Annotated in this window: 9 protein-coding genes; 8 read left to right on the top strand and 1 reads right to left on the bottom strand. The window is 69.9% G+C overall.

Annotation, left to right across the window (positions count from 1 at the left end; translation table 11 throughout):
- Positions 1 to 138: 138 nt before the first annotated feature.
- The 4 genes from ACWCPF_RS04765 (at position 139) to ACWCPF_RS04780 (ending at position 6,833) form a co-directional block, all read left to right on the top strand.
- Positions 139 to 1,365, top strand: a complete 1,227-nt coding sequence (locus ACWCPF_RS04765; RefSeq protein ID WP_451043512.1) for a hypothetical protein — start codon at positions 139 to 141, stop codon at positions 1,363 to 1,365.
- Between the two features lie 285 nt (positions 1,366 to 1,650).
- A complete protein-coding gene (locus ACWCPF_RS04770; RefSeq protein ID WP_451043513.1) occupies positions 1,651 to 3,150 on the top strand; it encodes an SDR family NAD(P)-dependent oxidoreductase in 1,500 nt (499 codons plus the stop codon).
- Between the two features lie 158 nt (positions 3,151 to 3,308).
- Complete coding sequence (locus tag ACWCPF_RS04775) at positions 3,309 to 5,429, top strand: hypothetical protein (protein ID WP_451043514.1); 2,121 nt, start codon at positions 3,309 to 3,311, stop codon at positions 5,427 to 5,429.
- Positions 5,430 to 5,603: 174 nt separating this feature from the next.
- On the top strand, positions 5,604 to 6,833 hold the full coding sequence (locus ACWCPF_RS04780) for a glycosyltransferase family 2 protein (RefSeq protein WP_451043515.1): 1,230 nt from the start codon (positions 5,604 to 5,606) through the stop codon (positions 6,831 to 6,833).
- A gap of 48 nt (positions 6,834 to 6,881) precedes the next feature.
- Here the strand turns inward: ACWCPF_RS04780 and ACWCPF_RS04785 are convergent, their stop codons facing one another.
- Entirely contained in the window at positions 6,882 to 8,285 is a 1,404-nt protein-coding gene (locus ACWCPF_RS04785; RefSeq protein WP_451043516.1) for a polysaccharide pyruvyl transferase family protein, read from the bottom strand.
- A 235-nt stretch (positions 8,286 to 8,520) separates the two neighbouring features.
- Between ACWCPF_RS04785 and proB the strand changes: the two genes are divergently transcribed.
- The 4 genes from proB to ACWCPF_RS04805 all read left to right on the top strand — a co-directional run bounded on the left by proB (position 8,521) and on the right by ACWCPF_RS04805 (position 12,369).
- The gene (gene proB, locus ACWCPF_RS04790; RefSeq protein ID WP_451043849.1) at positions 8,521 to 9,627 is read left to right on the top strand and encodes a glutamate 5-kinase; all 1,107 of its coding nucleotides are present in this window, start codon (positions 8,521 to 8,523) and stop codon (positions 9,625 to 9,627) included.
- 157 nt (positions 9,628 to 9,784) lie between these two features.
- Positions 9,785 to 10,321 (top strand): hypothetical protein, encoded by a 537-nt coding sequence (locus ACWCPF_RS04795; protein WP_451043517.1) that lies wholly within the window; start codon positions 9,785 to 9,787, stop codon positions 10,319 to 10,321.
- A 59-nt stretch (positions 10,322 to 10,380) separates the two neighbouring features.
- Positions 10,381 to 11,667 carry a glutamate-5-semialdehyde dehydrogenase gene (locus tag ACWCPF_RS04800; protein ID WP_451043518.1) on the top strand — a complete coding sequence of 429 codons (1,287 nt, stop codon included), beginning with the start codon at positions 10,381 to 10,383 and terminating at the stop codon, positions 11,665 to 11,667.
- Positions 11,668 to 11,784: 117 nt separating this feature from the next.
- Positions 11,785 to 12,369 carry an SCO2584 family spore wall biosynthesis protein gene (locus ACWCPF_RS04805; protein ID WP_451043519.1) on the top strand — a complete coding sequence of 195 codons (585 nt, stop codon included), beginning with the start codon at positions 11,785 to 11,787 and terminating at the stop codon, positions 12,367 to 12,369.
- Positions 12,370 to 12,372 lie beyond the last annotated feature (3 nt).

Consider the following 12,372-nt stretch of genomic DNA (forward strand, 5'->3'; position numbering starts at 1 on the left):
GGAGGCGGGCGAAGGCCGCGAAGGCGGGCCGGTGGGAAAATCCCGGCCGGAAAAACCGCTGACCGGAGCCCGGGACTCATCTGCGGCCAAGGGTTCTCTCAGCGTCCGCCAAGGAAGTCCTCTTACCGTCCATTGACCATGGAGACGGACTGTACGAGCAATGACGCCGCGGCCCCCGCGAAGCTCTCCGCGCTGCCGCCCGGCACGCGCCTGCTGCACATAGGCCCGCACAAAACCGGGACGACCTCGATCCAGGGCGCCCTGTTCGCGGCGAAGGAGAAGCTGCCGGCGTACGGCGTCGAGTTCCCGGCGCGCAGCAGACACCCCATGCAGGCCGTGCTGGCCGCCTGCGCCCGGACCGGGATGATCGGCGACGCCCGGCCCACCGAGCGGCACTGGACGCGGCTCGTGGAGCAGGTGCACGCCTCCGGCAGCCGGACCTCCGTGATCAGCAGCGAGTTCTTCGCCGACGCCCCGGACGACGCGACGATCGAACGGATCGTCGAGCAGCTCGGCGGGGAGCGGGTCCATGTCCTGGTCACCGTACGCCCGTTGGCGAAGATCATGCCCTCGCAGTGGCAGCAGTACGTGCAGAACGGTCTGCGCATGGGCTACGAGGAATGGCTGGAGCACATGCTCCGCAAGGCCCCCTACGACAAGCCCAACCCCAGCTTCTGGCGTCGGCACCGGCACGACCGGCTGGTCGAGCGGTGGGTGCGGGCGGTCGGCGCCGAGCGGGTCACCGTCGTCGTGGTCGACGACCGGGACCGGGGCGGGCTGATGCGCACCTTCGAGGCGCTGTTAGGACTGCCGCGGAATCTTCTGCAGCCTGTTCCGGACACCGCGAATCGCTCTCTCACGCTGGCCGAGACCGAAATGCTGAGGAGTCTCAACAAGGAATTCCGCAGTAATGGACTTCCCGATGAGCTCTATTCCAGGCTGGTGCGCAACGGCGCGGTCATCCATATGAAGAACATATGTAGCCCCACGCCTCGGGATGTGAAGATATCCACACCCCGCTGGGCGGTTCGGGCGGCCGCCGAGATCGGCGCCCGGATGGCCGATCGGATTGCGCTGACGGGCGTGCAAGTGATCGGCGATCCAAGGCTGTTGTCCGCCGTGCCCGAGCCCGCGGCGAAGCCGGCCGCAGAGCGCAACGGGGAGCGAGCGGGGGAGTGGGCCGGGGAGCCGGCCGGGGAGGCCCGTATCGCTCCCGAGGTGGCCGCACACGCCCTGTACGGAGCGCTCGCGGCGGTGGCCGCAGGGCCGGGCGGGGCCTCGGCCCGCCCGGTGCACCAGACCTCGTCGAAGGAACTCGTGCGGGTGCTCGGGCACCGCTGCCTCAAACGGCTGCGGCGGCGCTGACACCTCTCCGCAGCCGTTAGAGTCAGCCACGTCACACATGTGCCGCACATGCCGCTACACATGTCACGGCACATGTCACTCTCGGCAATGCGTTACCCCTGTGGAGTTACTCACAGGATTTCCGGGAGCTTCCCTGGGAAGCCGCATCGGTGTCTCGGCATCGTCAGCGACGCAAGGTGAATGCCAGGTTGCGTACACATTTGCAGCGAACGGCACTCACCTTGCATCGCGGTAACCGCAAGTGGGACCATTTCCGCGTCCCTGTCGTCTCAAGGTAGGTCTTCTGTGTCCCAGCTGATAGCCAAGCCCCGTACCACCGCAGTGATCCTGGCCGGTGGCACCGGCCAGCGCGTGGGTCTGTCGATTCCCAAGCAGCTGCTGAAGATCGCCGGCAAGGCAGTCATCGAGCACACGTTGACCACCTTCGAGAACGCCGACTCGGTCGACGACATCATCGTGCTCATGGCCCCGGGCTATGTGCCGGACGTCGAGAAGATCGTGTCCAAGGCCGGGTTCCGGAAGGTCCGGGCGATCATCGAGGGCGGTTCCACGCGGAACGAGACCACCGAGCGCGCCATCGCCGCCCTGGGCGAGGGGCTGGCCGACGGCGAGGACCTCAACGTCCTCTTCCACGACGCCGTGCGCCCCCTGCTCTCGCAGCGCGTCATCGACGACTGCGTCGCTGCGCTTGAGCGCTACCAGGCGGTCGACGTGGCCATCCCGTCCGCGGACACCATCATCGTCACGCGCACGCACGGCGAGGACGGCGAGTTCATCACGGAGATCCCGGACCGCTCCCGGCTGCGCCGCGGCCAGACCCCGCAGGCGTTCAAGCTGTCCACCATCCGCCGGGCCTACGAGGTGGCGGCGGGCGACCCCAACTTCCAGGCCACGGACGACTGCACCGTCGTGCTGCGCTACCTGCCGGACGTGCCGATCCACGTCGTGGCGGGCGACGAGTACAACATGAAGGTGACCCAGCCCGTCGACGTCTTCATCGCCGACAAGCTCTTCCAGCTGGCCTCCTCCGCCACCCCCGAGCAGAACGGCGAGGAGGTCTACCGCGAACTGCTCACCGGCCGGACCGTGGTCGTCTTCGGCGGTTCGTACGGCATCGGCAAGGACATCGCCGAACTCGCCGAGGCGCACGGCGCCAAGGTCTACGCCCTGGGCCGGTCCACCACCGGCACGCACGTGGAGAACCCGGAGGAGGTCGACGACGCCCTGTCGAAGGCCTACAGCGAGACCGGGCGCATCGACTACGTCGTCAACACCGCGGGCGTGCTGCGCATCGGAAAGCTGGCGGAGACGGACAACGCGACCATCGAGGAAGCGCTGAAAGTCAACTACCTGGCACCGGTGCAGATCGCACGTTCGGCTTACAAGTATCTCGCCGAGACGAAGGGCCAGTTGCTGCTGTACACCTCCAGCAGCTACACCCGCGGCCGGGCCGAGTACAGCCTCTACTCCTCGACCAAGGCCGCCATGGTGAACCTCACCCAGGCCCTGTCCGACGAGTGGGCCGGTGACGGCATCCGGGTGAACTGCGTCAACCCGGAACGCACGGCGACGCCGATGCGCACCAAGGCCTTCGGCCAGGAGCCCGCGGGCAGTCTGCTCTCCTCCGAGGCGGTCGCCCGCACCTCGCTCGACGTGCTGCTCTCCGAGCTCACGGGCCATGTCATCGACGTCCGCCAGCAGGACCCGACGGCGGCCGCCGGCAAGGCGTCCGGCTTCGAGCAGGCGCTGGCCGACGTACTGGACCGACAGAACGGCGTGGCATAATCGTGACCAAATAGCCATCGATTTTTCAGGCCTCTGTGGCTCCCCGTTTACGGAGAATTCACGGAGGCCTGAATCCGTAAAACTCCCGAAACCTTCAAAAAGGATTTTCCGGACTTTTAAGTACCTATGACCGGCCCCCTCCCAGAGCAGGTTTCTCCGTGATATCCACCGCTATTCGCGTAGCCCGGGTGGGCAGCGCGGCCGAACTGGCCGCAGCGGTCCTCATGATGCTGGGCTACCCCGGCCTCATGGCGGCCGCGCTCGTGCCGAGCGCCCCCGCCTTCGCCGCCGCGGCCGCCGTGACGTACCTGGCGGACCTCTACCTCCACCGCAAGGGCAGTCGCCTCATCGGCCTCCTGTCCAAGGTGCGGGCCGGTCTGTCCACCCGGTTCCTCGTCCGCGAGCTGCTGCTGATCCTGCTGCTGGCGAGACTCGACCTCTCCCAGGAGCCGGTCTTCTACGCGGCGATCGCGTGCTTCACGGTGTTCTTCGGTCTGCAGGCTCCGCACGGCGCGCTGATCACCCTGATCGGCAAGCGCCGCCAGATGCCGGTCGTGACCAGGAACGTCGACCTGGCCTCCCGGCTGGCCATACCGGACGCCCCGCCGCGCCTGCTGCTGAACCGGGCCACCGTGAAGATGCTCCACCTCGACCTCGCCGCCGTCGTGGGCCTGCTCGTGTGCGCCTTCAGCGACTCCGGCTCCGGCTCGGTCGAGGTGCTCCCGGGGTACGTCGGCATCGCCGTCACCCTGGGCCTGGGCGCGCTGTACGTCCTGGCGCTCGTGCCGCACCTGCGGGCCAGGCGGCTGCCGCCGAAGGCCGGCAAGGTCCTGGACACGGTCAGCGCCTGGCTGCGCGAGTACCGGCCGCAGACGGTGCTGTACTTCTCCGGCTCCGACGACTCCGCCTACCAGGTCAACATGTGGCTGGAGACGCTGGAGCAGATGGAGGCCCGGCCGCTGGTCATCCTGCGCGAGCGCGTCATCCTGGAGCGGATGGCGCCCACCTCCGTCCCTGTCATCTGCGTGCCCGGGGGGGTGCACCTGATGAACATGGACCTGTCCATGGTGCGGGTCGCGTTGTACTGCGCGAACGTCGGCAAGAACATCCACCTGCTGCGCGTGCCGACCATGAAGCACGTCTTCATCGGCCACGGCGACAGCGACAAGGTCGCCAGCGTCAACCCGTTCAGCAAGGTCTACGACGAGGTGTGGACCGCGGGCCGCGCGGGCCGCGACCGCTACGCCATCGCCGACGTCGGCATCCGCGACGAGGACATCGTGGAGGTCGGCCGCCCGCAGCTCGCGCCGATCCGGGCGTCGGACGGCATCCCGGCCGACCGCATCCCGACGATCCTCTACGCGCCCACCTGGGAGGGCTGGGACGACAGTCCGGGCAACACCTCGCTCCTGCTGGCCGGCGAGAACATCGTGCGCAAGCTGGTCGAGGCCGAGCCGCCGGTCCGTGTCGTGTACAAGCCGCACCCGTTCACGGGCATGCGCAACGCCAAGGCCGGCGCCGCCCACCGGCGGATCATCGCCCTGATCAAGAAGGCCGCAGCCCAGCGCGCGGAGGACTCCCGGTTCACCGCGGACCGGGCGGCCCAGGCCAAGGCCAAGACCGAGCTGACCCGGCTCAAGGCCCGGCTGGACAGCCTCTCGCTGGCCTTCGACGAGCGCGCCGACGAGGCCGTGACCAGCCGCGACGGCATCGTCGACGTCCGCAAGCACCAGGAGGCCGCCCGGCTGCGCGCCGCGTGGAACGAGACCTACTGGAGCTCCTTCCCCACCTTCGAGCACCGGGTGGTCACCGGCGCCGAACCCCGGCTGTACGACTGCTTCAACGCCTCCGAGGCGATGGTCTCCGACATCTCCAGCGTGGTCTCCGACTTCATCGCGAGCGGCAAGCCGTACGCGGTCACCGACTCCGCGGAGCTCGGCGCGGAGGAGTTCAAGCGGCAGAACACCGCGGTGCGCGCCGCCGTGATCCTCGGCAACGGCGCCGCCGAGCTGGACCAGCTGCTGGACGCGGTCCGCGACCCGGCCGGCGATCCGCTGGCCAAGGACCGCAAGGAACTCAAGGAGTACCTGCTCGGGCCCGACCGGCCCACCTCGCTGGAACGGTTCGACACCGCGGTCACCGACCTCGCCCTGAAGGCCGAGGCGCGCAACGTGGGCCTCGGCTCCCTGGCGGGCGCGGCGCTCGGCGGCGCGGACGGCGGGGCGGACGGTCCACCGGACGACGAGGCGGAACTGACCAAGGGCGTGACAACCGCCTGACGTCCGTGTTTCCTCAGGCCGGGCCCCCGGAGATCGCTCTCCGGGGGCCCGGTTTTTCGTGCATCCTGTGATGTGGAACACGTGTCGCAATCCAGGCAACCCGCCCCGTTCATCCTCCGTCTACCTGGTATCCAGAGCGTTCTTGTCGGAAACCGGTGCGTGGTGAGAGGGAAAATGTCCGTTGCGCAGCCTGACGTCACCGTGATCATCGGGGCGTACGAAGCGATGCCGTACCTGGTCGAATGCCTGGCATCGGTGGAGGCGCAGACCCTGGACCCGGCGCGCCTGGAGGTCATAGCCGTCGACGACGGCTCCCGCGACGGCACCGGGGAGTGCCTGGAGGAGTTCGCCGCCCGCGTGCCGCTGTCCGTCACCGTGATCCGGCAGGAGAACTCCGGCGGCCCCAGCGGCCCCCGCAACGTCGGCCTCGCCCAGGCCACCGGGCGGTACGTCTTCTTCCTCGACGCCGACGACCGGCTCGGCGCCGAGGCCCTGGAGCGCATGGTCGCCATGGCCGACCGCAATGGCACGGACGTGGTCCTCGGCCGGGTCGAGGGCATCAACCGCAAGCCGCCGAGGTCGATGTGGGGCGAGACGCTCGAGCGTACGGACGTCTACTCCTCGAACATAAAGTTCACCCTCAGCGCGCAGAAATTGTTCCGCCGGGAGTTCCTGGAACGCCACGGCATGCGCTTCGACGAGTCCCTGTGGACCGGCGAGGACGCGCTGTTCACGATGGAGGCGTATCTGCGGGCCGACGGAGTCTCCGTCGTCGCCGACTACACCTGCTACTACCTGGTGGGCCGCACCGACGGCAAGCATGTGACGAAGAGCGGGAGCTACACCCTGCGCTTCGACTCCGCGCGCGCCCTGATGGGCCTGCTGGAGCGGCTGGTCCCGCCCGGCGCGAAACGGGACGTGCTGATGGTCCGCCCCTTCCTCGTCACCGTGCTGCCACAGTTCGGGCCCGTCTTCCTGCGCAACGACGAGGAGATCCGCCGCACCAAGCTGGAACTGGCCAAGCCCCTGATGGACGCGTACTGGAACGAGGGCGTCGCCCAACGCCTCCTGGTCCACGAACGGCTGCGCCTGGAACTGGTGGCCCGGCAGCGCCCCGACCTCCTGGCGGACGTCCTGGAGTTCATCGTGGCCAAGAGCAAGCCGGACCCGGTCCTGAAGCGGCGCAACACCCAGCTCTATCTGGCCTACCCGCACTACGGCTCGGCGGCGGCCGGCCTCCCCGACCGGGTCTACCTCGCCGAACCCCGCGAGGCGAAGGCCTACCCGGGCTGGCGCGAGGACCCCGCCGAGGCCATGCTGCGCGGTTTCACGCGCAAGGTCCGCCGCCGGCTCAGCAGAATCCGCCGGCGAACGGTGCGACCGGGCGGCACCGCGGCGGCGTGAGGGCCGGCGTGAGCGGTCTGCCGGTTCGGCTTCAAGGCTGGTTCTGCTTCAGGGCTTGTTCGGCTTCAGGGCGCGGCGCAGCGGGCCGCCCACCGCGCGCTTGGCGCGGCGGTAGATCGAGGGCGAGGGGATGACCGAGGCGGCCTTGGCCGCCGCCCGCGCGCCGGTCCGGCTCTTCGCCAGGTCCCGCTTCAGCTGGGCGTTCTGGGAGTCGAGCTCGTGGATGCGGTGGTGCAGCCAGCCGAACCGGCTGGTCAGCGAGGCCACGTCGGCCTCGTTCCACGGGCGCACACCCGCCGGGAAGGACAGCGAGCGGAGCTTCTTGTCGAAGGCCGCGCCGCCGTCCCCGTGGGTGAAGGTGTTCTGCAGCCCGTTCTTGTCCAGGAACGCGGCGAACCGGTCGAAGCGACCCTTGTGGTTGCCGGTGAGGGCGGTGAAGTCGGCCTCCTCGTAGAGGTCGGCCGGGTCGAGGTCCTCGGGCACCTCGCTGAGCAGCCGGTGCGGGATCTCGAAGTAGCGGCACAGCTCCAGCGTGCGCGAGTCGAAGGCCAGCACGGTCGCGGGCGTACCGGCCAGCAGGGCCGCGATGTTGCCGTGGATGCGCGAGCCGAACGAAAAGTCGAACTCCCGCAGGTCGTCCATCCAGGTGACCGGGTCGATGTAGACCCGCGCCTTGCCCTCCCGGTACATCGGGTGGTCGGGGTGGGTCGGCATCTCGACCACCCGGCCGCCCACGGAGTCCACGTCCCGCCAGTACAGCTGCTTGGCGTCGCTGAGGTTCTGGCCTATGTAGAGCAGGTTCGGATAGCGCTCGTGGGCGCGGGCGATCACCTTGTGCAGACCGCCGCCGCGCACCGCCGTGTGCGAGCCGTTGACGCTGATCCGCGACTCGGCGGTCAGCGCCGCCGTCTTCTTCTCCACCGGCAGCCGGTCGCCGTGCAGGAACATCGACGGGCAGCCTATGACCTCGACGTCCCGGAACCCCAGGTCGTTGAGGTAGCGCTCGGTGAACTCGCCCCGCACGCCTATGGAGGCGCTGTGCTCCAGCACGGCCGCGCAGAAGGCGCGCACGCTGGCTTCCATGGGCTTCAGCCGCTCCGGGCTGTAGGTCACGCCGAACTGCGCGCCGACGCCCAGCACCACGACCGGGATCTTCAGCTTCCCGATGAGCCGGGTCAGCCGCTGCAGCCCCGGCTCGAAGGTCGGCCGGAAGGCGTTGGCCAGCGGCACGACGAAGGCGTCGTACTCCTCGTTGATCTGGGCCGCCGCCTTCACCTCGGTCCGCATGCCGTTGGAGACGACCTCGGTGTCCGGCACGGTGAGGATCTTGTGCGCGGCGTCGCTGAAGATCAGGTTGCCGGCGTTGGTGGCGATCACGTCGCGGTGGAGGGCTTCCTCGACGGGGACCACGTCGAAGGGGCTCTTCCCCGATCTGAGGAGTATGCGCTTCACAGGGCGAACTGTAGGTGACACAAACTTCAAAATAAATTTGTGTTCTCTTCAAATCCTATGGGGAACCGATACGACCGCTTTGCCGTACGCAACGGGTGAACGAACGACTACGCCGTCCGGGCTGTCCGCGAGCTGAAACCCCGGAGCGGCCCGCGTCCCGTTCGCGTAGATTGCCAAACCGGCAGCCGGACCTAGGCAAGGGGCGAACAACAAGGTGGCAGGGGCAAGGCAGGCCGTGGGCGAGGCCCGCAGGATCGTGGTCAAGGTCGGCTCCTCGTCGCTGACCACCGCCTCCGGCGGGCTCGACGCCGACCGGGTCGACGCGCTCGTCGACGTCCTCGCCAAGAGCCGCAGCGGGGGAGAGAAGGAGATCGTCCTCGTCTCCTCCGGAGCGATCGCCGCGGGACTCGCCCCACTGGGCCTGCGCCGCCGCCCCAGGGACCTCGCCCGTCAGCAGGCCGCCGCCAGCGTCGGCCAGGGCCTGCTGGTGGCCCGCTACACCGCCTCCTTCGCCCGCTACGGCGTCCGCGTCGGCCAGGTACTGCTGACCAGCGACGACATGAGCCGGCGCGCCCACCACCGCAACGCCTCCCGCACGCTCGACCAGCTGCTCGCGATGGGCGCGTTCCCGATCGTCAACGAGAACGACACCGTCGCCACCGACGAGATCCGGTTCGGCGACAACGACCGGCTCGCCGCGCTCGTCGCCCATCTCGTCCACGCCGACCTGCTCGTGCTGCTCTCGGACATCGACGGCGTCTACGACGGCGACCCCGGCAAGCCGGGCACCGCGCGGATCGCCGAGGTGCACGGGCCGCAGGATCTCGCCCACGTCGAGATCGGCAGCGCCGGCAAGGCGGGCGTCGGCACCGGCGGCATGGTCACCAAGGTCGAGGCGGCCCGGATCGCCGCCGCCGCGGGCATCCCCGTGGTCCTCACCAGCGCCGTCCACGCGGCCGACGCCTTCGCCGGCGGGGACACGGGCACCTTCTTCCACTCCACCGGCAGGCGTTCCGCCGACCGGCTGCTGTGGCTGCAGCACGCGTCCACCCCGCAGGGGTCGCTGACCCTGGACGACGGCGCGGTGCGCGCGGTCGTCGAGCGGCGCAAGTCGCTGCTGCCGGCCGGGATCGCCGCCGTCGAGGGCGACTTCAGCGCCGGCGACCCCGTCGAGCTGCGGGACGTCTCGGGGCACGCGGTGGCCCGCGGTCTCGTCAACTTCGACGCCAAGGAGATCCCCCAGCTGATCGGCCGGTCGACCAGGGAACTGGCGCGGGAACTGGGCGCGGAGTACGAGCGCGAGGTCGTCCACCGGGACGACCTGGTGATCCTGCACCCGTAAACACGCTCGAACGGTCCGTACCGGTGGGGGACGTTCCGTGAAACCGCCCCACGGAGCCGTGCGGCCTGCTCAACTTTGTCTCAGGGACACCTGCTGCGGGAGTCCGCGGGCCACCGCGGGACGCGATCCGCACGAGCGCTGCGTAAAGGAGGCCGTCGTGAGACGAGTGCGCCCTGGGGTGGCAGCGGCCCATGGGAGTACCGGCGGGACCGGTGCGGCAGCCTCGCGTGCGGCCGGTTCGACGTCGCCGTCGCGGGCGCCCGGCGAGGAGCGCGCCCTGACCAGTGTGGCGGCCGGTGAGCGGTACCGGGCCCAGGAGGTCGCCGAGTCGAAGGGCGGCCGGCCCGTGGACGTACCCCGGCTGTGGCACGTCACCCTCAGCGTCTCCGGCGAGGAGGCCCCGCTGAAGGAGGTCCGGCGCGCTCTCGAACAGCTCGCCCATGACCATCCCTTCCTCCTGACCAGCAGATACGCGGGCGACCACGCCGAGATCCGGTACTGGGAGGAGGCCCGCGACCTGCACGACGCGGCCGCCGTCGCCCTGCGCCTGTGGGGCGAGCACCGCCAGACGGCCGGGCTGCCGCCCTGGGAGATCGTCGGCCTGGAGGTCATCGACCGCCAGACCTACCACCAGCGCATCGCCGAGGGCTACGGCCCGGCCCCGGCGACCCCCGTCGGGGTTCACCCCTACTGACGGTCTCGGGGTGTGGAACGAACGGTGAAGGGGCCCGTGCGGCGCACTACGCTTCCCTTATGACCACGCTCTCCCCGTACGACTCCATGTCCCCGGTCACCCGTGCCGCCTACCGCGCCAAGGCGGCCGCCGCCGACCTCGCGCCGCTGCCCCGGGCCGCCAAGGACGACGCGCTGCTCGCCATCGCGGACGCGCTGGAGGTCCGTACGAGCGAAATCGTCGAGGCCAACGGCAAGGACATCGCCAAGGCCCGCGAGGCCGGCACCGCCGAATCGGTGATCGACCGGCTGACCCTCACCCCGGAGCGGGTCCGGGCCATCGCCTCGGACGTGCGCGACGTCGTCGCGCTGCCCGACCCGGTCGGCGAGGTCGTCCGCGGCTCCACCCTTCCCAACGGCATCGACCTGCGCCAGGTCCGCGTCCCGCTGGGCGTCGTCGGCATCATCTACGAGGCCCGCCCGAACGTCACCGTGGACGCCGCCGCACTCTGCCTGAAGTCCGGCAACGCCGTCCTGCTGCGCGGCTCGTCCTCCGCCTTCGAGTCGAACACCGCCCTCGTCCGGGTGATCCGCGATGCGGTCGGCGGCGCCGGGCTGCCCGCCGACGCCGTGCAGCTGGTGCCCGGCGAGGGCCGCGACAGCGTGCGCGAGCTGATGCGCTCCCGCGGGCTGGTCGACGTCCTCATCCCGCGCGGCGGCGCCTCGCTCATCCAGACCGTCGTCACGGAGTCCACCGTCCCGGTCATCGAGACCGGCACCGGCAACTGTCACGTCTACGTCGACGCCCACGCCGATCTCGACATGGCGATCGACATCCTGATCAACTCCAAGGCGCACCGGGTCAGCGTCTGCAACGCCGCCGAGACCCTCCTCGTCCACCAGGACATCGCCCCCGAGTTCCTGCCCCGCGCCCTGGACGCCCTCGCCGAGGCCGGCGTCACCGTGCACGCCGACGAGCGCGTGCTGGCGTACGCCAAGGACTCCAGGGCGACCGTCGTGGAGGCGACCCCGGAGGACTGGGAGACCGAGTACCTCTCCCACGACATCGCCGCCGCCGTGGTCGACTCGCTGGACCGGGCCGTCGAGCACATCCGGCTGTGGACCTCCGGCCACACCGAGGCCATCGTCACCACCTCCCAGCAGGCCGCCCGCCGTTTCACCCAGTTGGTCGACTCCACCACGGTGGCCGTGAACGCCTCCACCCGCTTCACCGACGGCGGCCAGTTCGGCTTCGGCGCGGAGATCGGCATCTCCACCCAGAAGCTGCACGCCAGGGGCCCGATGGGCCTCCCGGAGCTGACCAGCACCAAGTACATCGTCACGGGCGACGGCCACGTACGGCGCTGAGCCCCCACGGCGACGCGGTGAGAGACGCCGTGAGAGACGCCGTGAGAGGCGTCTCATCCGGCGGATGAATTTCCCTACCGTCTGCCCAAATTGACCCCCCAGGTCTACTCTGGATTTGTGCCGGAGGACGTGGGGGGTATGCCGTTTCCGGACGGCTGGGAGCCCGACGACGATCACGACCGCGGGGTGTCGGACGAAGAGTTCGCCTCCGTGGTCTTCGACGAGGCCTTCGTACAGGCGGCCGTGGTGCACGAGCCGACCGCCGTCGAACGCCTCCTTGCCGCCGCGGAGGCGAGAGCCGAGGCCTCCGAGGCCGAAGCCCGCCGATCCCGCGCCAGAGGCGACCGCTACGACGACGCCTACGGCCCCGACGGACCCGGTGAATTCGGCCATGATCCCGACTTCGACGACCTGGACGACGGCGACCTCCCCGAAGCCTGGGAGGGCCGCTACGGCGCCCCCGGGACCTACGGCAAGCTGGTCCGCTGGCATCGCCCGGTGGCCTGGATCCTCGCCCTCATCATGGGGGTCGGCATGGTCGCGCTGGCCTTCGCCGCGGTCTACCGGGGCGCGTCCTCGGGCAGCCGGGACCAGGTGCCGCCGCCCGCCACGACCGGCCTCGAACAGGGGACCGTGCCGCCGCCGTCCGCCTCCGCCGACTATTCCCAGCCACCCGTCTCGGCGGTCCCGCGCACGCCCTGAACG

The organism is Streptomyces sp. NPDC001858, from assembly GCF_053594615.1.

Coding starts and splice junctions, on each gene's coding strand:
- ACWCPF_RS04765 (WP_451043512.1), top strand. CDS start 139: ATGGAGACGGACTGTACGAGCAATGACGCCGCGGCCCCCGCGAAGCTC.
- ACWCPF_RS04780 (WP_451043515.1), top strand. CDS start 5,604: ATGTCCGTTGCGCAGCCTGACGTCACCGTGATCATCGGGGCGTACGAA.
- ACWCPF_RS04800 (WP_451043518.1), top strand. CDS start 10,381: ATGACCACGCTCTCCCCGTACGACTCCATGTCCCCGGTCACCCGTGCC.